Source organism: Xanthomonas sp. NCPPB 4037, assembly GCF_041475695.2.
Classification (GTDB): Bacteria; Pseudomonadota; Gammaproteobacteria; order Xanthomonadales; family Xanthomonadaceae; genus Xanthomonas; species Xanthomonas campestris.
Genome location: NZ_CM191261.1, coordinates 4,722,781 through 4,748,131, shown reverse-complemented (window position 1 = coordinate 4,748,131; position 25,351 = coordinate 4,722,781). Strand labels below are relative to the sequence as shown.

The window sequence follows — 25,351 nt, the reverse complement described above, 5'->3', positions numbered from 1 at the left end:
CGCCCTGCTACGGTCTGCTCGTGATTTTTCCGAAGGGACACCATGATTGCCACGTCGCACCGATGGAGTGGGTTGCTGGTGCTTGCCAGCCTGTTAGCAGCGTCTGCGTTTGCGGGAACGCCCGACGGCGGCTACCGGCAACCACCGGAGCCATTGCTCAGCGTGATGCGCGCGCCGTTGTATCCCTCATCACTCCCGGATCCCACGGGCAAGACACTGCTCCTGGCGCAGCGCACTGCGTATCCGCCGATTGCGCGTGTGGCCGAGCCCTATCTGAAGCTCGCTGGCGTGCGGGTCGAGCCGCGCACACATAGTCGGCACGACAGGCGCAATAGCTATGGCATTCGCTCCTGCCTGGCGGGTTTGAGCCTGGTCGATATCGCGAGCGGCAAGCAGACCGACATCGCACTGCCGGCCGAGGCGTGTCCCGCGCAACCGGTGTGGTCGCCGGATGGACGTCGTTTCGCGTTCAACAACACCGCTGCCGACCGTGTGGAGTTATGGCTTGGCGACGTGGCCACCGGCAGCGTGCGCCGTATCGATGGCGTGCAGCTCAATCCAGTGCTCGATGGCGAAATCCAATGGCTGGGCGGCAGCGACACGCTGTTGGTGAAGGCAGTCCCGCAAGACCTGGGCGCCGCGCCGCGCAAGGCAGCGGTGCCGCCCGGCCCGGAGGTCAAGGAGACCATCCAGGGCAAGGGCGAGAGCAGCACGTACGAAGCACGCGACACGCTGTCCAGCCCGGAAGACGAGGCGTTGTTCACCTATTACGCAACCTCACAATTGCTCACGGTCAATGTCGCCAACGGCAGCGTGACCAAGCTGGCAGCACCGGCCGTGTACGCGGAGGTCGATGGTGCGCCGGACGGGGACCATGTGCTGGTGGAACGCTTGAAGCGGCCTTATTCGTATGTCACCACCTACGCGCGGTTTGCGCGCGATGTGGCGGTGCTCGACCGACGCAACGGCAGCGAGCGCGTGCTGGCCACGCTGCCGGTCGCCGACCGTGTGCCGGTACAAGGCGTGGCAACTGGACCGCGTGCCTATGCCTGGCGCGCCAATCAGCCGGCCACGCTGATCTGGGCGGAAGCGTTGGATGGCGGCGACTGGAAAGCGACGGTGCCGGCACGCGACAAACTGCTGACCCTGTCAGCGCCATTCACCGCCAAACCACGCGAAATTGCACGCGTGCAGCAACGCTTCGACGGGTTGTCGTGGTTTGCCCAGGGTGGAAAGGCGCTGCTGGACGACTATGACGAGAACCGCCATTGGCGACGCACCACGCTGCTGGACACCGACCACCCTGGCGTTGCCGGACGTGTGCTGTTCGATCTCTCCACCGATGACCTGTACGCCGATCCGGGCAAGCCGGTCCTGCAGACGCTGGGCAACGGCCAATCCGTGGTGCGCGAGCAGCAAGGCGCGCTGTTCCTGGGCGGCAAGGGCGCTTCGCCGGCGGGTGACCGTCCCTTCCTGGACCGCTACGATCTGGCCACCGGCAAGACCACGCGGCTATTCCGCAGCGCTGCCGATGTCGACGAACTGTTCGTGGGGTTTGCCGGCGAAGACGCCTCACGCCTGTTGACCTGGTACCAATCGCCGACAGCGCCGCCCAACATCCATCTGCGCACGCTCGGCCAGCCGCTGCCCTCCGCAGCCGCAGGCGATGCGGCGTATACCTCCACCGCCACACCGATCACACACTTCCCGGACGCCACGCCGTTGGTACGGCAAATCAAGAAGCGACTGGTGACCTACAAGCGCAAGGATGGCGTGGAGTTGTCGTTCACTCTGTACACGCCGCCCGGCTACACCGAAGGCACGCGTGTGCCCGCGATCCTGTATGCCTACCCGCTGGACTATGCCGACCCCTCCAAAGCCGGCCAGGTCAGCGGCGCCAGCGAGCGCGACTTCACGCGTCTGTGGGATTATCAGCTGCTGTTGCTGGCCGGCTACGTCATCATCGACGAAACCGCCTTCCCGATCGTCGGCGATCCCAAGACCGCCTACGACACCTATCTGCAGCAGTTGGTCGACAACGCCACCGCCGCAGTGGACAAGGCCGTGGAGCTGGGTGTGGTTGACCGTCAACGCATCGGCGTCACCGGCCACAGCCACGGCGCGTTGATGACGGCCAACCTGTTGGCGCACACCGATCTGTTCCGTGCCGGCGCCGCCACCAGCGGCAGCTACAACAAGACACTGACGCCGTTCGGCTTCCAGAACGAGCGTCGTTCGTTCTGGGCGGCGCCCGAGGTCTATGCACAGGCGTCGGCGTTCTTTCATGCCGACAAGATCAACGAACCGTTGCTGATTGTGCATGGCATGGACGACGCAAACCCGGGCACGGAAACCACGCAGGCGCCACGCCTGTTCCAGGCGATCCGCGGCAACGGTGGCACTGCGCGTCTGGTGCTGCTGCCATTCGAACCGCACTGGTACACCGCGCGCGAATCCAACGAGGACCTGGTGGCGGAAATGCTCGACTGGTTCGATCGCTATGTGAAGAATGCGCCACCGCGCGAACAAGCGCCAAAACGCTAGATATCGGCAACCTGAAGAATGGCGCGCGGAACGGCTGAGCAGGCGCCGCGCTCCAACTTGCAGACCAGCGCGGCGGGCGATTGATCACGTGCCGTGCTGGTCCCTCGCGTGACGTCCCCTTGCATCGCGGGGACGCACGCTGAGCGTGCTGCGATCGCAAACAGATTGCGTGGTCTTGCCCATGCTGTTGGGAAGCGCTGGATATCAGGCAGGCTGAGCAGATGCAGGATGATGCGACGGCAGTGAACCGGTGGCGACCAGCATGTCGTGGTGGCGCTGATTGCTGATGCCGCCGATTTGTTCGGCTGCCAATGGATGGTCGCTGCCGTTCGGTACGATCACCGAGGGCCTGCTCGTACTTGTTTGAAACTGCACCATGACCGGAAGCCCGAGCGTTGGCGGATAGCCGGAGATCATGTTGGCGATCGCGCCCGAGATGGCCGGTTCACTCCTTCCGTCCGCGTTGTACAGCTCGACATAACGCCAGAAGTCCTGCTTCGCCACTTCCACCCAAATGCCCCAGCTAAAAAAGTCACGCTGCTCATTGAATGGAAGCTTCAAGACGCAGCGGATGAAGTAGCGCTCGCCCAGCTGGCAGAGATCGCTGTCGAACTTGGCTTGATTAGCCCGTTCCTGCTCCGGGATGGCCCACACCACGTCCGGCAGTGTCCAGCCATGATCGGTGGGTAACCCTTCGTGTGTGGAACCGCAGGTGTGGCAAACAAAATGATGCATGGTGATGGATGTCTTGTGTCTCAACGCAATGCGGATGGGTGCGCATCATCTTGCCACGCAATCGCTCAGCGGCTATCGGGATCGGCACCGTGTGCCGTGTCTGCTAGCTCAGCGGCCCTAAGAGCAGCTATCAAAACGACTGCGCAGCCGCCAGGCGGGAGCGGCCGGTGCTCGGAATCGGCATGTACCCACGTACACCCCGGTTCCTCTGCGCCGTCCGCGCCCACCTGACGGCTGCTCACTACGTTTTGTTAGCCGCCCTAAGCCTCAGTGCGCACAATCCAGCTCGCCTGAAATGGCTGCGTCCGCGGTACGCAGATGCACCTGTTTTCCAGTGCCGTTGAGAGTAAAGGAAGGCGGGAGATCCGGATCACCGGGGCTCCGATAAACAAGATCAATGGTTGCACTGCGCTCGTCGAATGACAGCACCTTGTAGGAGCCACCTGGGAGGCTGCTTGGCGACGCCGAGCCAGGCCAGCGGAATAAAACTTGCTGAATCTCGCCATAGCCCAGGAACTCAAGTTCGTAACGGGACGCGTCACTGGAAGGCCGGAACGTGCACATGGTGCTGCTGGCGCAGACTGAGGCCGCGACCAGCAATAACGGGACCGAAATGAGCCACGGGCAACGGGCACGGATGACGCCAGATGGTGCAAAAAGGGCTGGGTTGCGTCCCCGGCACCCTGCGACCAGCCTAAAAACAGACACGACGCAAGAATGGTAGGAGCTGGCAGGGCGATGTTGCTGTGCTGTGTTGTCTGGGTGCGTCAGCATGATCTTTGCGCTTCCATGGCAGTGCGTTGTAAACCCATCATCCGGGCTGGCTGACGAAAAAGCACGAGAGGTCGCACCCAACCCTCACCACCCAGCCGCCGCACCGTCCGATCTTGGGTCGCTCGCACCACTCACCACGCCGGTGACCTCACGCACCAGGGCGCCAGCGTGGCCCATCACCGAGCTATAGGCCGGTAACAGTTCGACGGCGTGGCCGGCGTCGCGCAGTGCTTGCACCACGGCCGGGTCGAAGCGGTCTTCCAGCTTCAACGTGGTGCTGTCGTCGCCCCAGGTGCGGCCCAGCAGCCAGCGCGGTGCGGTGATGGCTTGTTGCAGCGGCATGCCGAAGTGGGCGTAGCGCGAGAACAGAGCGGCCTGGGTTTGCGGTTGGCCTTCGCCGCCCATGGTGCCGTAGGCCATGACGCGGCCATCGTCGAAGGTGGCCAGGGCGGGGTTGAGGGTGTGGAACGGTTTACGCCCTGGGGCGAGTGCATTCCAGCCGTCGGTGGCGAGGCGAAAGCTGCAGCCGCGGTTTTGCCAGGTGATGCCGGTATGCGGCAGCACCAGGCCGGAGCCGAATTCGAAATAGGTGGACTGGATGCAGCTCACCGCGCGGCCCTGCGCGTCGATGGCGCCGAACCAGACGGTGTCGCCCGCCTGCGAAGGCTGTGGCCAGGGCAGGGCCGCGTGCAGGTCGATGCGCGCGGCCAGTGCGTCCAGCGCAGCGCTGTCGTCGAGCAGGGCTTGTGCGTCGAGCGTCATCCAGGCGCGGTCGCCGATGTGGGCGTCGCGAATCAGGAACGCCTGTTTGGTGGCTTCGATCAAGCCATGCAGGTGCGCGAAGCTGTCTGCCTGCGTGGCCGGCAGGCGGTCGAACAGCGCCAGGATCAACAGCGAGGCCAGCCCTTGCGTGGGCGGTGCGTGGTTATACAAACGTGCACCGGCGATGGCGACTGAGAGCGGCACGCTGGCCTCGGCGGTGTGTGCGGCCAGGTCATCCGCATGCAACGGGCTGCCGAGTGTGCGTAGGTCGGCGGCGATGTCATCGGCGAGCGCGCCGCGGTAGAAACTGTCCAGGCCATCGTGCGCCAGCCGTTGCAGGGTGCGCGCGAGCTGCGGTTGCTGCAGCACGGCGCCCTCGTGCAGGGGCGCGCCGCGCGGCTCGAAGATACTTGCATAGGCGCCCGGCAGGCAACGCAGTTCATCGCCCTTGCTGGCGGCGATGTGCGCGCCGCCGAGTGTGATCGGCACGCCCACCTCGGCATGGTGGATGGCCTCTTCCAGCAGCTGCTGCAGCGGAAGCGTGCCACCGCCGTGCTGGAGCGCGAGTGCCCAGCCGGAGACGGTGCCGGCTACGGTATTGGCAGCGCCCGGGCCGCGCCACGGGATGTGGGTGTGGCCGCGATAGAAGTCCAGCGTGGCCGCCTGTGCGGCGCGGCCGCAGGCGTCGATGGCGTGTACGCGGCCGTCAGGTTCGTGGATCAGCCAGAAGCCATCGCCGCCGATGCCGGTCATGTGCGGATACACCACGGCCAGACAGGCGGCGGTGGCCACCGCTGCTTCGATGGCGTTGCCGCCGGCGCGCAGGATGTCGCGCCCGGCCTGCGCGGCCAGATGGTGAGGCGCGACCACCATGCCGCGGCGTGCGCGCAAGGTGTGCAGCATCAGCGTGTCTCCGCCGGTGCGCTGAACGCGAGCAGCCCATCGCGTTCGAGTTGCGCGGCCAGCGCGAACAGACGGTCTTCGCGGCCTGGCGCGGCAATCAGCTGCACGCCCAGCGGCAAGCGACCCGGCCGCGGTAGCGGCGCGGCCAGCACCGGGCAGGCGGCCAGCCCAAGTGGCTGGGTGAAGATGCCCAGGTTGGCGCGCGCCGAGACCGGCAGGCCATCGATGATGATGCTCTCTTGGTCGATGCGTGGCGCCACGCCAGGTGTGGCCGGCGCGATCAACACATCCACACGGTCCCACAGCATGCGCATGGCCCGCGCGAACCACTGCGCGAACTGCTGTGCATCGGCCACCGCGCTGGCCGGCAATTGCAAGCCGGCCAACAGGCGGTCGCGGGTGGCTGGGTCGAATTGGTCGGCCTGTGTGCTCAGGCTGCTGCGATGGCGGTGCCCGCCTTCGGCGGCGGTGAGCACGAAGGCGGCGGCGCGCGCGCGTTCGGCGTCCGGCAACTCCATGCTAGTGGTGCTGCCGATCGCGGTGAGCAGCGTGCCGAGGCCGGCCTCCAGCTCGGGATCGAGATTGCGTTGGAACCAGCCGCCCAATTGCGCGATGCGCAGCGTCTCCACGCTGCAAGCGGGCAACGGGTGCCCGTGCATCACTTCGTAGACGCGGCGCAAGTCGGCAACCGAGGTCGCGAACGGGCCCACCACATCCAGCGCATCCACGAACGGGAACACGCCCTGCAACGGCAGCGCGCCGTGGGTCGGTCGCAACCCGTACACGCCGCACAGGGCAGCCGGCACGCGGATCGAACCATTGGTGTCCGAGCCCAGTGCAAACGGCACCCATCCAGCCGCCACCGCGGCGGCCGAGCCACCGGACGAGCCGCCAGCCAGATGGCGATGGTTGTGCGGATTGGCGGTGGTGCCGTAATGCGCATTGACCGTGGCAAAGCCGTAGGCGAATTCGTCCATGTTGGCGGTGCCCACCAGCACTGCACCGGCATCGCTCAGGCGCTGCACCACGGCCGCATCGCGCGTGGCCGGCGCGCTTTGTGCGCGCAGCACAGCACCAGCGGTGGTGACCTGCCCGGCCACATCGAACAGATCCTTGACCACGAACGGCACGCCGGCCAGCGCGCCGCCATCGCTGCCGCCGGCCAGCGCGGCCTGCACGCGCGCGGCATCGGCCGCGGCGCGCGCCGGCAACAAGCGGGTGATGGCATGCAGGCCGTCGTTGGCCTGATTGATGCGGCCCAGTGTCTGGGTGGCCAGGCGCGCCGCCTGTGCGGGCTGGCTGCGCGTGCTGCCGACGATGGAAGCGATCTGCCCGCGCGAAGTGCTTGTGTCCGGTGATGCGGGGCGCGGGGCGTTGAAGCTGGCGAGCAGCTGCGCGTGGCCACGCAGGACCTCGGTATTGCGATCGATGCCGGCCTGCCACTGCGCTGGGAGTTGCATGGGGTCACCTTGGGTTGCTGGGAGTTGCGGGTGTGGGTGTCGTCCAAGCCCCTCTCCCGCCGGGAGAGGGGTTGGGGTGAGGGTGCCCCGCTAGTTGGAGATGTATCAGGTACGCGTTTACCTTGCTTGCCACCTACTCAACTGGCGCAGCATTTTTCTCAGTTGCCGTACCCTCATCCGCCCTTCGGGCATCTTCTCCCGATGGGAGAAGGGGGAGCGGTAAACCCACTGCTGGTGATTGCGGTGCAGTGAGGTGATCGATCAGCAACTGCTCGAACGCTTCCACATCCACAGCATGCACCACCGTCTGTGCCTGTTCGCCCAGGCCCGGCTGGTAGCCCGGCGCCCACGACAAGATGTCGCCATAGCCGGCATCGAAAGCGGTATTGGTATCGACGTAGAGCGTTTCGGTGTGCGTTGCCAATTCGGGGCGCAGCCACACCGCGGTGGCCAGCTCATCCCACATCGGAAAGCCGGTTTCGCGGCGACGCAATGCGTGGCCGATGGGGGTATCGGCCGCGCTCATGCGCGCCAATAGCTCCGGCGTGAGTTCGGTGGCGGTGGAGGGATCCACCGGCACCATGGTGATCTTCCGCCACGGTGCACGCATGACGATGCTGGCGGCTTCCGGATCCCAGCGGATGTTGAATTCGCGGCGTGGCGAGTTGACGAACTCGCGCGCAAATTGGCGCGCACTCACGCTATCGCGCTGCTGCCGTGGATTGAGGCTGCCGCCCATGTAGACCAGTTCGCGTGCCAGCGTGGCGAAGGCCGGGTCTAGCGCCTGCGCGAGGGCCAGGTTGGTCAACGGGCCGGTGGCAATGATGCTCACCTCGCCGGGGTACTGGCGCACCATGCGTAGCATGAACAACGCCGCCGGTTCGTCGGATGCACGCACCACGCTGGGGTTGCCCAGTTGCAGATCGGGCACCACGTCGTGCGCGTGATAACGCGGCGCACTCTGCACGGTGTCGCCATCCACCCAGTGTTTGGTCCATGCACCTTTCCACACCAGCTTGCCGTACAGCGCCTCCCACCGTTCGGTGACCAGCTCGCTGTTGAGCAGCGGATGCACCGGGCCGGGATGCACCGGAATGTGCGGCTGCCCGGCCAGTTCCAGCAGGCGGCAGCTGTGTGCGATCACCTCATCGCGCCAGATGTTGCCGCTGACCGCGCTGATGCCGAGCACCTCGACCTCTGGCGACTGCAGCAACAGCAACTGCGCCGGCGTGAAGCCGTCGATGTCGTCTTCGAGGATGACGCGGCGTTTGGATGGGGCGGCGTGCGAGTGGGTCATTGCGCTGTCGTCATGGAGGGAAAATGTATTGCAGCGGCGATGCAGCGGAAGTCGCGTTGTAGGAGCGCGCTTGCGCGCGATGAGGCGTTATCGGTGAAGCCTCTTCGCGCGCAAGCGCGCTCCTATGGGTTATGCGTCAGCTGGTGTTGTCTGCACTTTGCGCTGCTCCATCAGCATGCGCTCGTACTGCGCCAGATCGATTTCAAGCTGCCATTGCAGCCGTGCCTTCTCGCTGCTCTGGCGAAATGCTTGGCACCCAGCATCATCGGTTTCGCGCTGTAATGCAGTGGCGCAGGCCTGCGCAGCTTTACCGTCGGCGCTCCACAGGCTCGCGCCCGGCAGGAAGCTGTACGTCAGGCCATTGCGGGCGAGTTGTTTGAGCGTGGGGTAGTCGATGCCCTGCTCCTGCACGGCGCGTTGATATTCATGGGTCATGTCCGCGCGCGACACGCCGGCATCGTCGGTGGAGAGCACCACCGGCACACCGGCGCGCAGATACATCGCCAACGGATGCGCGGCCCCGGTAACGCCCAGGATCACATCGTTACTGGTGAGGTTGATCTCCACCGCCACCTGGTCGCGGCGCATGCGCTGCAGCAGCCCTTCCGCGTCGTCTTCGTAAGGCAGATCCACGCCATGACCGATGCGCCGCGCGCCGGCATCCACCGCCTGGCGGATATGCGAGCGCAGCTGCGCGGGTGGCACCAGGCCCAGGGTCAGCTCGCCGGCATGCAAGGACAACGGCACGCCGGGGTAGCGCCGTGCAAAGAACCGGAACATCGCCATGTGGCGCGCGTAATCGGCCACTGCCACCGGGTTGTCCTCGGGCGCGACGATGTTCACCGCCACCGCGCGGCTGCCGCCGGCGGCCACGAGCGCATGAGCGAGCGCCATCTGCCCGAACACCCGCGGCGCAGGCAGCACACGCAATACATACGGCACATAGCGGTACTGCACCTGGCAGGCCGCGCGTGGCTGCGCCTGGTCACACTGCAGGACGCGGCGCACCTGCGCGTCGAGGTCGGCAAGACTGCGCTGCGCGGCCTGCACCAGCGGCGGCAGCGCGTCCTGCAGTTCGCGCAGGTTGGCGGCATCGTCGGTGCCATGCCAGGGCAGCGCCTGCATGCGCTGCGCGGCGTCGTCCATCTGCGGCGGGTTGGCGATGATTTCCACGTACGGCACGCGGTCGCGCGCGGCCTGCTCCAGCACGGCGGCCACGGTGTCGGCCACGCGTGCGCGCACCACCGCATCGAACTTGCCGAAGGTGCTGAAGAACTGCCCGTGCCCGCTGGGTTGGGATGGGCTGGCCAGGTGATTGCGCATCGACAAGGCATCCACCACGCGGCCATACAACGCGGCATCGCGCGTGGCCAGCCCGCGTGCGGGCACCTGGCCGGCCACGCACGGCGGTGCGCGCAGGCTCAGGTCGTCCAGCTGCACGCAGGCGCCGTCTTCGCTGGCCCACTGCAGGTAGTCCTCGGCATACACCGAGCCGGAGAGGTGGTTATGCAGGTCGCCGCCCTTGGGCATGGCCTGCAACCAACTGCGCAGTTGCGCCGATTGGCCGGCCGCATCGCGAAACAACTGCGCAACCTGCTGCTCGCGCGATTGTGCCGGCGTAGGCGTTTGGCGCGCCTGCGCAAGTGCGGGCAGCAGCGCGCACACGGTGAGGATCAGACAACGACGCAGCATGGGCATCCAGAAAACTCGCAAAAGGGTGTACCGGCGCGCACGTGCGCCCAGCGGAGGAATAGCTTGCCTTGCAGTGCGTTGCACGGCCAGCGCGCTGCGCGCCTGCAGACAGCGCGGTGCGGGCGCGTCACTCCAGTGCATAGCGCAGCACGAACAGGCCGGCGATGGCCCAGGTGGCTGGATGCACTTCACGCCAACGCCCGCTGCCCAGCCGGAGCACCGCATAGGTGATGAAGCCCAACGCCAACCCATTGGCGATCGAATAGGTGAAGGGCATCGCCAGCATGCACATGGCGGCCGGCAACGCTTCGCCGACATCGTCCCACTGCAGATGCGCGCACTCGCGCAGCATCACTGCCGCCAGATACAGCAACGCCGGTGCGGTGGCGTAGGCCGGCACCATGGCTGCCAGCGGCGAGAACAGCAGGGCCAGCAGGAACAGCGCGGCCACCACCAGCGCGGTCAGCCCGGTGCGCCCACCCACCTGCACGCCAGCGGCGCTTTCCACATAAGCCGTGGTGCTGGAGGTGCCAAGCAGCGAGCCGGCCAGGATGGCGCTGCTGTCGGCGAGCAGGGCGCGGTCGAACTGCCGCCGCTGGGCTGCGGTGCGCAGCAAGCCGGCGCGCTGCGCCACCCCCATCAAGGTGCCGGTGGCATCGAACATCTCTACCAGCACGAACACCAGAACCACGTGCAGTACCGCGGTCAATGCGCCTTCGCCAGCGTGGCCCTGCAGGGCACCGGCAATATCCAGTTGCAGCAAGGTGGGTGCCAGGCTCGGCGGCAGCGCGATCACGCCCTGGTACTGCACCAGCCCGAGTGCGAGCGCCGCAGCGGTGACCGCCAGGATGCCGAGCAGCATCGCCCCGCGCACGCGCCGCAGCTCCAGCACACCGATCAATAGCAACCCGGCCAACGCCAGCAAGGGCTCGGGCCGGTGCAGGTCGCCCAGGGTGATCAAGGTCTGCGGGTGGGCCACCACCAGCCCGGCTTTCTGCAGGCCGATCACCGCCAGGAACAGGCCGATACCGGCGGCGATTGCGCTGCGCAACGTGGTGGGGATGCCGTCGACCAGCCACCGGCGCGCGCCGGTGAGGGTGAGCAGCAGGAACACGCAGCCGGACACGAACACCAGGCCCAGCGTCTGTTGCCAGCTGTAGCCCAGGGTGCCCACCACGCTGAAGGCGAAGAAGGCGTTCAAGCCCATGCCGGGCGCCATGCCGATCGGGTAATTGGCCAGCAGGCCCATCACCACCGAGCCGAATGCCGCGGCCAGGCAGGTGGCCACGAACACCGCGCCGTGGTCCATGCCGGTAGTGGCCAGGATGTCCGGGTTGACGAACACGATGTAGGCCATCGTAAGGAAGGTGGTGGCGCCGGCCAGCAGCTCGGTGCGCACGTTGCTGCCGTTGGCGGCAAGCGCAAAGTTGGGCCAGCGCATCAGGCGCGCCCCAGCGGCCGGCAAGCGGCGGCACAGCAGAACAGTGTCATCCGCAACATCTCATCGAACGCAGGCACCGGCGCATAAGCGCGGGCCGCGTATCTTGCACTGTGCGCCTTTGCATGCCGTGGACGTGGTGCCCGAAATGGGCAGTGGCCTGTGGATCGCGTTGGTTGGCAACGCTTGATGGGAAGGTTGCAGCGCGCCGTTGCGCCACGCGTGTGCCTGGGCGGCAAGCCGGAGCGTGCTGATGTCTGCATCGCACCCGGAACCCGGCAATCGCAATAGCTGACTCGTGACTCTCGCTGGATGGCGGCGAGCGTGACGCAGCGGTACCAGTGATGGCAGGGATCGCTAGCGGGGACATGGATCACAGCGTGTTTTAGCATCGCCAACGCGCCTGCGTTGATCGCTGCCGCGTCGGTCGCATCACCTGTCGGCCTTGTCGCCGTGCTCAAAGGTCCAGCACCAGCCGGGGCGTGCGGCTGCGCGAACAGCACAGGGTGATCTGCGTGTTTTGCGCGTGTTCGCTGTCGCTGAGCACGCTGTCGCGGTGATCGGGCACGCCATCGAGCACGCCGGTCAGGCAGGCCCCGCACATGCCTTGCTCGCACGACAGCGGCACCTCCACGCCTGCGGCCATCAGCGCATTGGCGATACTGCAATCGGCCGCCACCTGCACCACGCGCCCGCTGGCGGACAGCTCCACTTCGAAGGCGTCGTCGGCGGCGTGCGGCACGGCCGGCGCGACCGCGGCGAAGTGTTCGCGATGCAGCTGCGCCGGCGCCCAGCCCTGCGCCAGGGCCAGCGCGCTGAAGTGATCCATGAACGCGGCCGGCCCGCACAGATACAGCTGGTCACGCGTGCGTGCCTGGCGCAGTTCGGTGGGGATGTGCACACGCGGGCTCTCGCCGTCATCGCTCAGATGCACCTGCACCTGGCCGTGCTGGAAACCCTGCTGCAGGCGCTGCCCGAAGGCCACATCCGCCTGCCGGCGCGCGTAGTAGTGCAGCACGAAGGCCTCGCCGCGCGCCTCCAGCGCCTCGGCCATCGACAGCAGCGGAGTAATGCCGATGCCGGCGGCCAGCAGCACATGGCGTTCGCCCGGGTGTAACGGGAACAGGTTGCGCGGCGTGGAGATCTGCAGCCGGTCGCCGGCCGCGAGTTGTTCGCACAGATGCCGCGAGCCGCCGCGCGAGGCATCGGCCAGCTTCACGCACAACAGGTAATGGTCGCGCGCATGCGGCGCGCTGGCGATGGAGTACTGGCGGATCAAGCCGTCGGGCAGGTGCAGGTCCACATGCGCGCCGGCTTCGAACGCCGGCAATTCCGCGCCGATCGGCTCCAGCCGGATCGCCCGCTGGCGATGCCCCTGGTCGACGACTTCCGCCACACGCACCTCATGCAGGCTCATGCCGTCATCCTCGCCGGTCAACGCAGGAAAAAGTCGCTATAGCCCTGGCCGCGCAGGCCACGGCGATAGGCGATCGAACTGCGATCGGCGGGGATGTGCACTTCCAGCAGCGGGTCCAGCGGCAGGTATTCGGGGCGCTGCGCTTCCACCATCGCGCGGTCTTCCTCGAATACGCGCAGGTTGAAGGCATGCACGTCTTCCACCGGCAGATGCGTATCGAAGTTGCGCGCGATCGGCACCAGCAGCCGGGTCTTGTGCTTGGACACCGGGCTGGCCGCGTTCATGATCACCAAGCGCTTGCCCGGCACCGGGAAGTGGATGGTGAGCGTGGCGGTGAACGGCAGATGCACTTCGAAATGGCGCAGCCACTGGAAGCCGGGGTCCACGTCCGGCAGCGGCATGTCCACCGAATAGTTGGCCACGCTGCTGAGGTAATCGGCGTTGAAACCGGTCGGCGTTTCGGTGGTGGTGTAGGCCGGCACTTCGCGCTTGTCCGGCTGGGCGAAAGTGGCGGTGTGCACGAAGGCGAAATGCGCCACGTCGATAAAGCCTTCCAGCTGCCGCGCGGCGCTGCCGGCGATGTCGAAGCCCGGGCACACGATCTGCTGGAAGCCGTCTTCGTCCCAACCCGGCATCGGCGGGATCTGCACCTCGGCCGCGCTCACCCCGGCCGGTTTGGCCAGGCACACCCAGATCAGCCCGTAGCGCTCGGCCACCGCATAGGTGTGCAGGCGCATCTTGGCGGGGATGTTCTGATTCGGGCTGGCCGGAATGTGGTTGCAGCGCCCGCCCGCGCCGAAGCGCAGCCCGTGATAGGCGCACACCACCCCGGCGCCATCGGCGCTGCCCATGCTCAGCGGCACGCCGCGATGCGGGCAGACATCGCGCGCGGCCACCAGCTCGGCGCCCAGCCGGTACAGCACCAACGGCTCGTCCAGCAGCATGGCCTTGAACGGCGCCTCGCTCACCTCGCTGCTCAGCGCCACCGCGTGCCAGTGCTGGGCCAGGCGCTGCCAGTCGGCGGCCTCAAAGGTGCAGTGCAGCGGCAGGGCGGGGACGGCGACATCCATGGGGCGGTCTCTGGCGTAAGGCGGGAGCGGTGCCGGATTGACTCTAGGAAGCCGGGGGTGTGTGATCAAACATCGTTTTTCCGCCAAGCCATTGCAAAAAATGCAACGGCTAACCGAGCCCCGCCCCATGCTGACCTTCTCCCGCTTCACCCGCTACTTCATCGAAGTGGCCCGCTGCGGCAGCATCCGCAAGGCATCGGACGTGCTGCACGTGTCCGCCTCGGCGATCGACCGGCAGATCCTCAAGGCCGAAGAAGAGCTGGGCGCGCAGCTGTTCGAACGCCTGCCCGGGCGGCTGCGTCTCACTGCCGCCGGCGAGCTGCTGCTGGTGGATGTGCGCCAGTGGGAGAAGGCCTATGCGCGCACGCTGGAGCGCTTCGACGAGCTCAAGGGGCTGCGCCGCGGGCACGTGGAGATCGCCATGATCGACGCGCTCAGCGAGGGCGTGGTGCCGGCCGCAGTGGCGGCGCTGGTGCAGGAATACCCCGGCATCACCTTCAACCTGTCCACCGCGCGCAACCAGCGGGTGATGGAGATGGTGACCTCGGCGGATGTGGATATCGGCCTGCTGCTGGACCCGGTGAGCAGCGTGGACCTGGAGGTACGCGCGTTCGCCGACATCCCGCTCGGCATTGCGATGCCGGTGGGCCACCCGCTGAGCAGCCGCAGCGAGCTGCAGCTGAGCGAAACGCTGGAGCACCGCCTGCTGCTGCCGGCCGCCCCGTTGATCGTGGGCGAGCACGCCAAGGTGCTGTACCAGCGCCAGCATATCGACGTGAAGCGGCTCACCCACTGCAACGACGTACGCACGCTGCGTGGGCTGGTGCGGGCTGGCGCCGGCGTGGGCCTGATGTCGTGGCTGGACGCCGCCCCCGATGTGGCCGACGGCCGCCTGGCCTTCGTGCCGTTCCGCCAGCACCTGACCAAACCGATGACCCTGGCCCTGTGCGTGGCCCCGCAGCGCCAGCTCTCGCGCTCGGCACAGCTGGCGATCCAGGCGCTGGCGGCGAAGATCGACGCGATGGCGGTACCGGCGGTGGGGTAGGGCGCGCTGCCGCTTGGAAGAAGGGAGCAAAGCCCGTCTCCTGCGGGATAGGGGTGAGGGTACGGCGGCGCAGCAGTCGGTGCAGCACTTCTGAAGGCGCGTGGCGACGCGTTGTCACTGCAGGCACTGACAGATGCAGGAGGCGCCATCCGGCGCTGCGCGCCACCTTCTCCCGATGGGAGAAGGGACGCCAAGCGCATACAACTTCCGTTAGTTAAACTTGCCAGGCTTCCCCCACACGACACCCGCACCATGCAGTTGATCGATATCGGCGCCAACCTCACCCATGACTCCTTCGATCGCGATCGCGACGCCGTGTTGCAACGCGCGCGCGATGCCGGTGTGGCGCAGCTGGTGATCACCGGTGCCAGCCGGGAGCATTCGCCGCTGGCCCTGCAGCTGGCGCAGCAGCACCCCGGATTTCTCTACGCCACCGCCGGCGTGCATCCGCACCATGCAGTGGAATTCACCGCCGAATGCGAGCGGGAAATGCGCGCGCTGCAGGCGCAGCCGCAGGTGGTGGCGGTGGGCGAATGCGGGCTGGATTATTACCGCGATTTCGCGCCGCGCCCGGCCCAGCACAAGGCCTTCGAACGGCAGCTGCAGCTGGCCGCCGATAACGGCAAACCGCTGTTCCTGCACCAGCGCGATGCGCATGAGGATTTCCTCTCGATCATGCGCAGCTTCGATGGTCGCCTGGGCCCGGCCGTGGTGCATTGCTTCACCGGCACGCGCGAAGAACTGTTCGATTACCTGGACCGCGATTACTACATCGGCATCACCGGCTGGCTCTGCGACGAGCGCCGTGGTGCGCATCTGCGCGAGCTGGTGCGCTCGATCCCGGCCAACCGGTTGATGATCGAAACCGACGCGCCTTACCTGCTGCCGCGCACACTCAAGCCGATGCCCAAGGACCGCCGCAACGAGCCGATGTTTCTGTCGCATATCGTGGAAGAACTCGCACGCGATCGTGGTGAGGACGTGGCACTGACCGCGGCCAACAGCACGGCGGCAGCACGTGCGTTTTTCCGTTTGCCCGCGCCTGCGGTCGCTGCCTGAGTCGAGCGGCGGCGGATCACGCCGCCAGCAATTCCCACCCTTGCGCGTCGCGTAGCCGCAGCCCCGGTTGCGGTGCATCCACGCTGATCCGTAAACCATCGGCCCAGGGTAGCTGCCGCTGTTGCGGAAACCAGCGCCGCGCCTGGTCGGCACGATTAGTCTGCTTCATGGCAGGCCGGAACTTCGCATATGCAAGTGGACCTTCCGTCGGCGTGGTTGCGGCGTGAGCGGCATTGACTAACATTTGCAAACGATATGGGAGATGAGCTCATGGGAAATTGCCTACGCATACCCGCTGCAAACATGGCGCCCGAGTTGCGCGAGCATGGCACCGTCGAAGCGTCTACCAGCAACCCCATGCCGCAGGCAGGAAACATGACGCCCGGGCCGCAAGAGCATAGCGCCGTCGAGAGTTGCGCCGGAAGCCAGATTGCCGATATGTGGCTGTCATCGCTGGAGCGACCGGCCCGCAGATCTTCCGGGCGTAGGATCCAATCCACGGCCCAGGCGCCCTTCCAATCGAATCTGGATGAGAAACGTCAATCGATGCTACAACGCGCGATAACTCTGGATGGTCATTGGCGGAGTTTTCAGGAACGCTGCGCGGAAACAGATGTCGGCGGATGGCAAGCGCGCAATCTGAATATTCTCAAGGGAATCATTGACCGGAACAAACAGGCGTTGGAGAGCATCGGCGATGAAGGTGGCGATATCAATGAGCGCCGCCTTGACCAAATTGACCGCCAATTGCTGAAATTCGAGAAAAATATCAGTAATCAAAAAAAACTGGAATCACATCTTGCAAAAGCGACCGATTTCTTGGGTCGGCTGAAAATAGTGAAAAGCGAACTCTCGATCCGAGACGATAACAACGAAATTTTGGATGGTATCGATTCAAATATAAAAGATTTGGAAGGCATCTTGAATGAACTGACGGGTGTTGATGCCAATGGCACCGGCATCGACTACAACGGCTCCTACGGGAATGCTATCGCTTACTTCGATAGTGTAACGGCATCGTTTGAAACGATGCTTCGAGGTCAAGAGCTGGGCTATTATCATTATATGCAACCCGCATTGGCTGCTGTCCTAAAGGATGGTTACTCACCGAGCAGGCGGAGGGCGGTAGGCGATCCTGGGATGCATAGTGGCGACAGCGATGGCATTTCTTGACGAGCGAGCCCGCAGAGCCTCAATGGTCTCCATGGGGTGGCGATTGGTGTTTCGAAGCGTAGCAACGTAAGTTCTGTCTTTGTCTCCGCTACCGCGAATAACAACCCGGAACTACCCCGGACTTCGATGGTCTGAAAATGACGGGTTCCTACTTCAAACGATGTCTGCAGTGAGCATCGGCCCCTCGCGGTCAGTGCATGCAGTCGGCAGTGACCAGGGTCCAGGGTCCACATCGTTCAAGAGCATCAAACAAAAACGTCGCGGTGTCGTGGTTGTGCTGCCAGCGCTAGATCAGCGTTGCCAGTGCCCACAGATGCCGTACCAATGGCGCGGTCTCCAAGGCACCGGGCGACACCGCCAAGGCGAGCCGGGCCAGCGGCATTTGTCCTTCGATGTCCAGATAGCGCACGCCGGGCAGTTGCAGTTGCGCGGTGGAGGCGGGCACCACCGAGATGCCCAATTCGGCGGCGACCAGATTGACGATGGACGACATCTGCGGCGCGTCCTGGGTGATGCGCAAGGTCACGCCGGATTGCCGGCAGGCGGCGAGAATCTCGTCGTAGAGACTCGAACCAAAACTGCGCGGAAACAGGATGAACGGCTCGCCGGCCAGCGCCGCCAACGGTGCACTGTCCAACGCGGCAAGCCGGTGCGCGGCGGGCACGGCAATCTTCATCGGTTCGTCGGCAAAGCGCAGCAACTGCAGGTCCGGCGGCGTACTCAGGCCGTAACGCACGAACGCCGCATCCAGCTTTCCTTCGGCCAGGGCCACCAGCAAGCCGGCGGTGTTGGTTTCTTCCAGCAGCAGCTCCACCTGTGGCCACTGCCGGCGGAAATCGCGGATCAGCCGTGGCACCACCGGGTTGAACGCGGCCGAGGCGGTGAAGCCCAGCCGCAGCCGGCCGGATTCGCCACGCGCCACGCGGCGTGCGGTTTCGGCAGCCCGTTCCACATCGACCAACACCCGGCGCACCTCGCCCAGGAACGCCTCGCCGGCCGCGGTGAGCTCGGCGCCGGCATGGGTGCGACGGAACAACGGCGTGCCCAGGTCGCGTTCCAGTGCCTGGATCTGCTGGCTCAACGGCGGCTGCCCGATGCCCACGCGTGCGGCGGCGCGGGTGAAGTTGCCTTCTTCGGCAACGGCCAGGAAATAGCGCAGGTGGCGGAGTTCCAAGGTATCTGTTTCGCATATGGGCGCTGCGACAATCATATATTGGACAGGGGGTGGGCCGGGGCGAACACTCGCCGTCCCACGTCTCGGTTGCGCTCCTGTGTCTTCCTCCGATTGCCGCCCCGGCGCCCTGTCCGCCGCCGCCCTGCCCGCAGACACGCCGGCAACCGGCCGCATCCGCCTGGCGTTGTTCCTGGCCGGCTTTGCCACCTTCTCGCTGCTGTATAGCGTGCAGCCAGTGCTGCCGGAATTTGCCCGCACCTTCGGCGTGGATGCGGCCACGGCCTCGTTGCCGTTGTCGCTGGCCACCGGCGCGCTGGCGATTGCGATCTTCGGTGCCGGCGCGGTGTCGGAGAACCTGGGCCGGCGCGGGCTGATGTTCGTCTCCATCGCGCTGGCCGCGGTGCTCAACCTGATCGCCGCCTTCCTGCCGCACTGGGGCGCGCTGGTGGCAGTGCGCACCTTGTCCGGCATTGCGCTGGGCGGGGTGCCGGCGGTGGCCATGGTCTATCTGGCCGAAGAGCTGCCGGCCAGCAAACTGGGCGCGGCCACCGGCCTGTACGTGGCCGGTAACGCGTTTGGCGGCATGAGCGGGCGCATCGTGATGAGCCTGCTCACCGACCACTACGACTGGCGTACCGCGCTGGCAGTGTTGAGCGTGTTCGACCTGCTGTGCGCGGCGGCGTTCGTGTGGCTGCTGCCACCCTCGCGCCACTTCGTGCGCCGGCACGGCGTCAACCTGCACTACCACCTGCGCGCCTGGGGCGGGCATCTGCGCAACCGCCAGTTGTTGTGGCTGTTCTCGATCCCGTTCCTGTTGATGGGCGTGTTCGTCAGCGTCTACAACTACGCCGGGTTCCGCCTGGGCGGCGCGGAATACGGCCTGAGCCAGAGCCAGATCGGCATGATCTTCAGCGCGTACGTGTTCGGCATCGTGTCTTCATCAGTGGCCGGTGCCGCCTCGGACCGCTACGGCCGGGGCCCGGTGGTGCTGGCCGGCACGCTCACCGCCGCGGCCGGTGTGGCGTTGACGCTGGCGCATGCCTTGCCGGTGGTGATCGCCGGGGTGGTGTTGCTGACGATCGGGTTTTTCATTGCGCATTCGTCGGCCAGCGCCTGGGTGGGCCGGCTGGGCGGTGCGGCGCGTAGCCATGCAGCGTCGTTGTATCTGCTGGCCTACTACAGCGGTGCCAGCCTGGTCGGCGCGGTCAGCGGCTGGTTCTGGCAGCACGGCGGCTGGGTCGCGCTGGTGGCGTTCTGCGGCAGCTTGCTCGCCCTGGCCTTGCTGGCGGCGCAGGTGCTACGCCGCAGTGCGGACGACTCGCGCCCGTATGGGCGCTTTGCGCCACATCCGCCGCACGGGGAATAAGCGCCGCGCGGCGCTGCGCTGTCTGCGATCGCTGTACGGTTGGTCGGGGTGCTTGCGTGCGCTCTGTCGCAAGGTCGGCACTCAAGTCCTCGCGGCCTGTGATTTTGCGCGCACCGGTTACGCGCGCCATTGCATCCGCGCGTCGCGCCACGTGCCAACAACGGCAACCGTGCGAGCCGTCTCACGCGCGCACCGGTAGATCGCGCTACTGCGTTTGCGTTGCAGGCAACGCTGGTGAGCGCGGCGCAGGCGCGCTGCCGGTGCTGGGGTCGTACTGCGGATGCGCCGGATCCATGCTGCGCGGCCCGCGCACGGGAACCGGCTGCAGCGCGCTTTCGCGCCACGCGCGTACCAGCAGATCGCGCAGCATCGCCGCGCCGTCGCCGGCGGTGAGGTAGACCATCGCGCGGCCGTCGGTGCGGGAGGCATCATCGAACGCACCGGCTTTTTCCAGGCGATACACCTGCTCGACGCGGCCGGTGCCGATGGCGAGAAAACCCAGCAACTGCTCGAACACATCGCCGTCCTGATGCGCCAATGCCGGCATGCGGGTCAGCAGGTCCTGCGGGGTAAGTGCGATCTTGTCGACGTAGTCGCTCTCGAACTTGCCGTGCACCTTCGGGTCGGTGCTGTAGCCGTGGGGATTGGGTCCCTGCCAGCCATCGTGGTGGATGCTGTCGTGCTGCGGCTGCGCGCCGTCACCGATGTAGTGCGCAAACCAGCTCACCAGGAACGCGCAGGTGCGCTCCAGTTCGCGCGTGTCCTCACCGGCCGCACGCAACGCGCGGATCTGGCGCATGGTGGCAACGATGCGTTCGTAGCCTTCGGTGGCTGCATACGGCAAGGTGCCGGCCCAGCGCACATTCATGCGCTCGGCGGCGGCCGGGTCGCGTTGTGCAAGGCGCCGCTGCTCGTCGTACAAGGCCAGCACGAACGCATAGCGCGAGCGCGGCGGGTTGGCCATGAATGCGAACTGCTCGCGGAACCAGCCGTGGTTGGGATCTTCTTCGATCTTGAGGAACGGCTCGCTTTCGCTGCGCCAGCCATCGGGCAGCACCGCACCATCGGCAATCACCTGCACATGGCGCTTGAGAAACACCGGCCCGTCGTCGGGCAGTGCCTGGATTGCCGCGGTATCGACCGCCGCGTGAGCGCGTTTTCCCCAGGCCAGCGCAGCCGTGGGGGCGAAGCAGGCCGTCAGCAGGACGGCCGCAGCAAGCAGGGAAGGCTTCATAAGGATCCTGGTCGGGCGCGCGCCGGGCAGGGCCGCGGCGCACGCGAAAGCGGCGGTGGCCGTGCTGCTCAGAAGTGGTAGGTCACCACCAGCCGGGTGTTGCGCTCGTAGATCGGCCGCCCGTAGATGGGTTCGCGCGTGCCTTGCCCGGAGATGGTGTCGGTGCGCGGGTTGCCTTCGGTCAGCGCGAAGGTGTTGGTGAGGTTGTCCACCGCCAGCTGCACATCCCACGGCCCGTTGCGCACCAGGATGTTGGCCGCCAGCGTGTGATAGGCGGCCAGTTCGGTGGTGTTTTCCAGGTCGGCGTAGCGCTTGCCCACGTAGGCGTAGCGCAGCGAGGTTTCCCAATCGAATGCGCCGGTGCTGAACAGCAGCGTGGGCCCGACGTTGCCATAGAGCTTGGGCTGGCGGTTGGGCATGTTGCCGTCCACATCGACCACCGCCACCGCGCCGTTGGCCACCACTTCGGTCAGGTCGGACACCTCGGTGTCGTTGTAGGTGACATTGGCATCCAGGCGCAGCCACTGCGCTGGCGTCCACACCGCGGCCACTTCCACGCCCGGGTTGGTGACGCTGCCACGGTAATCCTTGGACTCGGCCGCACCAGTCAACGGATTCACCGCGCTGGTGCCGATGTTGTACGGGTCGTACTTGGTGTAGAAGGCAGTGGCGAACACATCCAGCGTGGCGAAGTTGAGCTTGGTGCCCAACTCGTACTGTTCGGCGGTGGGGATGTTGACGTTGCCTTCGTTGGCGCCCTCGCTGGGCGCGCGGTGCGCACGCGAGGCGCGGCCGTAGACACCGACAATCGGGGTGAAGTCGTAGTTGAAGCCGGCGGTCCAGTTGGTCACGCCAACATCCAGCGCGGTCTGCGTGCGGGCACCGGTGAACAGCCGTGCGGCATCGTCGGCCAGGGTGTCTGGAATGCCCAACGTGCCGGTGGTGCGGGCCATGGCCCAGGCGCGGTAACGATAGCGCTCGTGGCGCACGCCGCCTTCCAGGCGCAGCTTGTCGGTCACCTGCCAGGTATCGGCGATATAGGGCGCCAGCATGCTGGTGTAGGCCTTGCCCTGGATCCGATCGGCGCCGTAGATCACCACGCCGTCCTGGGTGACGCCGCCGACAACCGCACCATTGGCGTCATAGCCGAGCAGGTCGATGCTGCGCGGGTTCTGGCGCATTTCAAACAGATAGCTCTGGTAGCGCGAGTTGTAGGAACGCGCGTAATAGGCGCCATACAGGCCCAGCGTGATGTCGTGGGTGTCGCCGCCCCAGTCGAAGCTGCGGTGCAGGCGCAGATCGTCGGCGATGGAATCGGCGCGCACATCCATCGCACGGTACTGGCCCTGGATCACCAGCCCGTCGGTGCTGGCCGGATCGAAGCGCCTGCCATCGTCGGTGTACACGTAGCCCAGCCGTGTCAGGCCCGGAAACGCTGCGCTCGCGGCCGCACGGCGGCTGTTCGCATAGGCGGTGGCATCCTGCGGCGCGTTGCTGGAATACAGCGCGTCGAAGGTCATGTCCAGGCGATTGACCACCGCCTTGTTGGACAGGCTCCAGCCGTTGTCGAACGCCAGGTCCAGGTTCGCGCCCAGATGGTTGAATTTCATGTGGCGGCCGTCGGAAAGATCGCGCGCCTCGCGTTGCGGCTGGCCGTTGGCATCGCTGGAAATAATCGTGGCGCGCTGCAGTTGCGGCGCGCTCAAGGTGCCGGTGAAGCGGTCGATCAACGGGTCCAGCGACCGCGTGGTGTCGCGCGGGTCATACAGCGGGATCGGCATGTAGAACGCGTTCTTGTCGTCCAGATGCTTGGCGGTGAAGGTGATCTTGCCGTGGTCCAGCGTGTGCGTGAGGTTCATGCGGAACTGGCCGCCCTCATCGGCAGGAAAGCCCACATCGCGGTAACCATCGTTGCGGCGCACGAAGCCGCCGGCGGCCAGGTACCAGTCTTGCGCCAGCTTGCCCGACCAGTAGCCATCGAGCCGATACAGGCCGGTATCGCCCACGGTGGTGCGCACTGCGCCTTCGGGCGTGTCGCCGCCCTGGCGGGTGACGAAGTTGACGATGGCCGCGGCATTGGAGGCGAAGATCGGCGAGGGCCCGCCGCGCACGGTCTCCACCGATTCGACCATCAAGTCCGGGCGCACTAGCCCTTCGGTCTTGTAGAAATAGCCGTTGTTGTCCGGATACGGGCTGATACCGTCTTCCTGGATCACCGCAAACGAGCCTTCATCGGGAATGCCACGGATGCGGTACACGTTCTGCACTTCGCCGCCGGTGGATTCGGCGTAGATGCCCGGCATCGAACCGATCAGGCTGGTCAGGTTGAGCGGCGCCAGTTTGTCGATCTGTTCGGCGGTCATCGAGGTGATCGCATAGGACGCTTCGAACTGGCTCTGTGCCTGGCCGGCGCCGGTGACGATCATGCGGTCGAGCGAAAAGATGCCGTCGTCGGCCGCACGTGCCGGCATTGAAGCGGTGGTCTGCTGCGCCAGCGCCGGTCCGGCAAGCGTGGAGGCAAGTGCGAGGGGCAGGCAAAGACGCAGCGGGGCGCGACGCAGTCCGGAGGCGATCCGGATGTCGGTGGTTGGCATGGCGGGCATGGGCGAGCGGGGGAGCGCGTCACTTTCGCGATGTCATATTGCAGATGCGTTGCGTGTGCGGCAGATCACGCAAAAACGCCGATGCAGTGCGTGGAACTGTGACGTGTGCAGGCTTTACTTCGCTCTGTCATCAGCGCGCCCTGCGCTGGCGCTCGCATCGGCTGCGGCGTTGCACTTTGCATCAGTGATGGTGGAGTTCGCCAAGACGAATCAAATGCGGGGCAGCGTGCCTGTGGGAGTGAACGCGCCAAGATCCAGCTTGCGCACGCCCAAGGCATTGGCCTGCAGCTTGAGCTCGGCGATCGCGAACAGGTGCTTGACCGGGTGCCGCGCCTCACGCGCGCAGCGTGTAACCAGGAGACGAGCGCAACCGCGATGCAGGCAGATGCGCCTGTGCTTGGAATCGCACCGCGCACCCCAATTGAAAGGCCATCTCCCGTGGCGTCTTTGCATCGTGAATCGCTCTGCGTCATCTCCCGTCCCATGCACCTCGCCACTGCGCGCGTCCGTGGCAACGTGGGCATGAAGGATCGGCCTGCCAGGGTGCGCAACCAGCGCCTGCGCGCCGCGTGCAGCCCACTGCCGCGGCACCGGCCAGCGCTCACCGCAGCGCCTGAACTTGTTGCACCGCTACAGGCACTCGCGCGGGCGTTGTTGCACAGTGACCACACCATGACCGGAGTTGCACGATGACTGTTGCGATCACGCAGGCCGGCCCGGCGCTGCAGGAGTTCATCGAGCGCCACCAGCGCTTGTTCGTGCTCAGCGGCGCGGGCTGCAGCACCGATTCGGGCATTCCCGATTACCGCGATCTGCAGGGCGGCTGGAAGCGCCCGCAACCGGTGACCTTCCAGGCGTTCATGGGCGAGCTGTCCACGCGCCAGCGCTATTGGGCGCGCAGCCTGGTGGGCTGGCCGCGCTTCGGCCTGGCGCGGCCCAACGCCACTCATCACGCCCTGGCCGCGTTGGAAGCGCGCGGGCAACTGGAGTTGCTGCTCACCCAGAACGTGGACCGCCTGCATCAGGCCGCCGGCAGCCAGGCGGTGATCGATCTGCACGGCCGGCTCGATGTGGTGCGTTGCATGGGCTGCGAACAACGCATGCCGCGCACCGAGTTCCAGTTGCTGCTGGAGCGCGACAACCCCGGCTGGGCCGACCTGGAGGCCGCCCAGGCGCCCGATGGCGATGCCGATCTGGACAACGTGGCCTTCGACAGCTTCGTGGTGCCGGCCTGCCCGGCGTGCGGCGGCGTGCTCAAGCCGGATGTGGTGTTCTTCGGCGAGAACGTGCCGCGCGAGCGCGTGGAGCGCGCCTTTGCGCATCTGCAGGCCGCCGATGCGGTGCTGGTGGTGGGGTCTTCGTTGATGGTGTATTCCGGCTTCCGTTTCGTGCAGGCCGCCGCACGCGCCGGCCTGCCGATTGCCGCGCTCAACTTCGGGCGCACCCGTGCCGACGACCTGCTCAGCCTGAAGGTGGAACAATCCTGCGCGCAGGCGCTGGCGTTCCTGCAACAGCCGCCGGACCCCCTGCACACGGCCACCGCCAGGTACCACAGTGCGCGTTCGGCATGACGCAGTGATCCATCGCAGCGGTTGTGCCCACGCG

The 25,351-nt window shown here is 66.2% G+C and carries 18 protein-coding genes and 1 other RNA gene; 7 read left to right on the top strand and 12 right to left on the bottom strand.

What is annotated here, in order from left to right:
- Positions 1-45 precede the first annotated feature (45 nt).
- Positions 46-2,544 carry a S9 family peptidase gene (locus ACCQ01_RS20840; protein ID WP_372358908.1) on the top strand — a complete coding sequence of 833 codons (2,499 nt, stop codon included), beginning with the start codon at positions 46-48 and terminating at the stop codon, positions 2,542-2,544.
- A gap of 204 nt (positions 2,545-2,748) precedes the next feature.
- Here the strand turns inward: ACCQ01_RS20840 and ACCQ01_RS20835 are convergent, their stop codons facing one another.
- Positions 2,749-3,303 (bottom strand): DUF2199 domain-containing protein, encoded by a 555-nt coding sequence (locus tag ACCQ01_RS20835; protein WP_228434028.1) that lies wholly within the window; start codon positions 3,301-3,303, stop codon positions 2,749-2,751.
- Positions 3,304-3,461: 158 nt separating this feature from the next.
- Here ACCQ01_RS20835 and ACCQ01_RS20830 point away from each other — a divergent pair.
- A non-coding RNA gene (locus tag ACCQ01_RS20830) (sX9 sRNA) lies at positions 3,462-3,536 on the top strand.
- A 601-nt stretch (positions 3,537-4,137) separates the two neighbouring features.
- Here ACCQ01_RS20830 and ACCQ01_RS20825 read toward each other — a convergent pair.
- The 7 genes from ACCQ01_RS20825 to ACCQ01_RS20795 form a co-directional block, all read right to left on the bottom strand.
- Positions 4,138-5,718: a gamma-glutamyltransferase family protein gene (locus ACCQ01_RS20825; RefSeq protein WP_228434029.1), complete on the bottom strand. Its 1,581-nt coding sequence runs from the start codon at positions 5,716-5,718 to the stop codon at positions 4,138-4,140.
- Complete coding sequence (locus ACCQ01_RS20820; protein WP_228434030.1) at positions 5,718-7,178, bottom strand: AtzE family amidohydrolase; 1,461 nt, start codon at positions 7,176-7,178, stop codon at positions 5,718-5,720. The genes ACCQ01_RS20825 and ACCQ01_RS20820 overlap by 1 nt, the downstream gene beginning before the upstream one ends.
- 133 nt (positions 7,179-7,311) lie before the next feature.
- Positions 7,312-8,475 (bottom strand): nucleoside hydrolase, encoded by a 1,164-nt coding sequence (locus ACCQ01_RS20815; RefSeq protein ID WP_228434031.1) that lies wholly within the window; start codon positions 8,473-8,475, stop codon positions 7,312-7,314.
- Between the two features lie 129 nt (positions 8,476-8,604).
- Positions 8,605-10,173 carry an adenosine deaminase family protein gene (locus ACCQ01_RS20810; RefSeq protein WP_228434032.1) on the bottom strand — a complete coding sequence of 523 codons (1,569 nt, stop codon included), beginning with the start codon at positions 10,171-10,173 and terminating at the stop codon, positions 8,605-8,607.
- A 121-nt stretch (positions 10,174-10,294) separates the two neighbouring features.
- Positions 10,295-11,608 carry an NCS2 family permease gene (locus ACCQ01_RS20805; protein WP_228434033.1) on the bottom strand — a complete coding sequence of 438 codons (1,314 nt, stop codon included), beginning with the start codon at positions 11,606-11,608 and terminating at the stop codon, positions 10,295-10,297.
- A 454-nt stretch (positions 11,609-12,062) separates the two neighbouring features.
- A complete protein-coding gene (locus ACCQ01_RS20800) occupies positions 12,063-13,022 on the bottom strand; it encodes a PDR/VanB family oxidoreductase (protein WP_228434034.1) in 960 nt (319 codons plus the stop codon).
- Between the two features lie 17 nt (positions 13,023-13,039).
- Entirely contained in the window at positions 13,040-14,092 is a 1,053-nt protein-coding gene (locus ACCQ01_RS20795) for a Rieske 2Fe-2S domain-containing protein (protein ID WP_228434035.1), read from the bottom strand.
- A 127-nt stretch (positions 14,093-14,219) separates the two neighbouring features.
- Here ACCQ01_RS20795 and ACCQ01_RS20790 point away from each other — a divergent pair, with 127 nt between their 5' ends.
- On the top strand, positions 14,220-15,137 hold the full coding sequence (locus ACCQ01_RS20790) for a LysR family transcriptional regulator (RefSeq protein WP_011035553.1): 918 nt from the start codon (positions 14,220-14,222) through the stop codon (positions 15,135-15,137).
- 252 nt (positions 15,138-15,389) lie between these two features.
- On the top strand, positions 15,390-16,196 hold the full coding sequence (locus tag ACCQ01_RS20785; RefSeq protein WP_228434036.1) for a TatD family hydrolase: 807 nt from the start codon (positions 15,390-15,392) through the stop codon (positions 16,194-16,196).
- A 16-nt stretch (positions 16,197-16,212) separates the two neighbouring features.
- Here ACCQ01_RS20785 and ACCQ01_RS20780 read toward each other — a convergent pair whose 3' ends face one another.
- Positions 16,213-16,365, bottom strand: a complete 153-nt coding sequence (locus ACCQ01_RS20780) for a hypothetical protein (protein WP_228434061.1) — start codon at positions 16,363-16,365, stop codon at positions 16,213-16,215.
- Between the two features lie 134 nt (positions 16,366-16,499).
- Between ACCQ01_RS20780 and ACCQ01_RS20775 the strand changes: the two genes are divergently transcribed.
- A complete protein-coding gene (locus ACCQ01_RS20775; RefSeq protein WP_228434037.1) occupies positions 16,500-17,369 on the top strand; it encodes a hypothetical protein in 870 nt (289 codons plus the stop codon).
- A 286-nt stretch (positions 17,370-17,655) separates the two neighbouring features.
- Here ACCQ01_RS20775 and ACCQ01_RS20770 read toward each other — a convergent pair whose 3' ends face one another.
- A complete protein-coding gene (locus ACCQ01_RS20770; protein ID WP_228434038.1) occupies positions 17,656-18,543 on the bottom strand; it encodes a LysR family transcriptional regulator in 888 nt (295 codons plus the stop codon).
- A 97-nt stretch (positions 18,544-18,640) separates the two neighbouring features.
- Here ACCQ01_RS20770 and ACCQ01_RS20765 point away from each other — a divergent pair, with 97 nt between their 5' ends.
- Entirely contained in the window at positions 18,641-19,909 is a 1,269-nt protein-coding gene (locus ACCQ01_RS20765; RefSeq protein ID WP_228434039.1) for an MFS transporter, read from the top strand.
- Positions 19,910-20,114: 205 nt separating this feature from the next.
- Here the strand turns inward: ACCQ01_RS20765 and ACCQ01_RS20760 are convergent, their stop codons facing one another.
- Together ACCQ01_RS20760 and ACCQ01_RS20755 are read right to left on the bottom strand one after the other, a co-directional pair.
- Positions 20,115-21,143: a phospholipase C/P1 nuclease family protein gene (locus ACCQ01_RS20760; protein ID WP_228434040.1), complete on the bottom strand. Its 1,029-nt coding sequence runs from the start codon at positions 21,141-21,143 to the stop codon at positions 20,115-20,117.
- 68 nt (positions 21,144-21,211) lie between these two features.
- Complete coding sequence (locus ACCQ01_RS20755) at positions 21,212-23,737, bottom strand: TonB-dependent receptor (protein WP_228434041.1); 2,526 nt, start codon at positions 23,735-23,737, stop codon at positions 21,212-21,214.
- Positions 23,738-24,435: 698 nt separating this feature from the next.
- Here ACCQ01_RS20755 and ACCQ01_RS20750 point away from each other — a divergent pair.
- Positions 24,436-25,317 (top strand): NAD-dependent protein deacetylase, encoded by an 882-nt coding sequence (locus tag ACCQ01_RS20750; protein ID WP_014509346.1) that lies wholly within the window; start codon positions 24,436-24,438, stop codon positions 25,315-25,317.
- The last annotated feature ends 34 nt before the right edge of the window (positions 25,318-25,351 follow it).

Coding starts and splice junctions, on each gene's coding strand:
- ACCQ01_RS20750 (WP_014509346.1), top strand. CDS start 24,436: ATGACTGTTGCGATCACGCAGGCCGGCCCGGCGCTGCAGGAGTTCATC.
- ACCQ01_RS20755 (WP_228434041.1), bottom strand. CDS start 23,737: ATGCCAACCACCGACATCCGGATCGCCTCCGGACTGCGTCGCGCCCCG.
- ACCQ01_RS20815 (WP_228434031.1), bottom strand. CDS start 8,475: ATGACCCACTCGCACGCCGCCCCATCCAAACGCCGCGTCATCCTCGAA.
- ACCQ01_RS20800 (WP_228434034.1), bottom strand. CDS start 13,022: ATGAGCCTGCATGAGGTGCGTGTGGCGGAAGTCGTCGACCAGGGGCAT.
- ACCQ01_RS20805 (WP_228434033.1), bottom strand. CDS start 11,608: ATGCGCTGGCCCAACTTTGCGCTTGCCGCCAACGGCAGCAACGTGCGC.
- ACCQ01_RS20790 (WP_011035553.1), top strand. CDS start 14,220: ATGCTGACCTTCTCCCGCTTCACCCGCTACTTCATCGAAGTGGCCCGC.
- ACCQ01_RS20775 (WP_228434037.1), top strand. CDS start 16,500: ATGGCGCCCGAGTTGCGCGAGCATGGCACCGTCGAAGCGTCTACCAGC.
- ACCQ01_RS20825 (WP_228434029.1), bottom strand. CDS start 5,718: ATGCTGCACACCTTGCGCGCACGCCGCGGCATGGTGGTCGCGCCTCAC.
- ACCQ01_RS20820 (WP_228434030.1), bottom strand. CDS start 7,178: ATGCAACTCCCAGCGCAGTGGCAGGCCGGCATCGATCGCAATACCGAG.
- ACCQ01_RS20785 (WP_228434036.1), top strand. CDS start 15,390: ATGCAGTTGATCGATATCGGCGCCAACCTCACCCATGACTCCTTCGAT.
- ACCQ01_RS20795 (WP_228434035.1), bottom strand. CDS start 14,092: ATGGATGTCGCCGTCCCCGCCCTGCCGCTGCACTGCACCTTTGAGGCC.
- ACCQ01_RS20780 (WP_228434061.1), bottom strand. CDS start 16,365: ATGAAGCAGACTAATCGTGCCGACCAGGCGCGGCGCTGGTTTCCGCAA.
- ACCQ01_RS20760 (WP_228434040.1), bottom strand. CDS start 21,143: ATGAAGCCTTCCCTGCTTGCTGCGGCCGTCCTGCTGACGGCCTGCTTC.
- ACCQ01_RS20810 (WP_228434032.1), bottom strand. CDS start 10,173: ATGCCCATGCTGCGTCGTTGTCTGATCCTCACCGTGTGCGCGCTGCTG.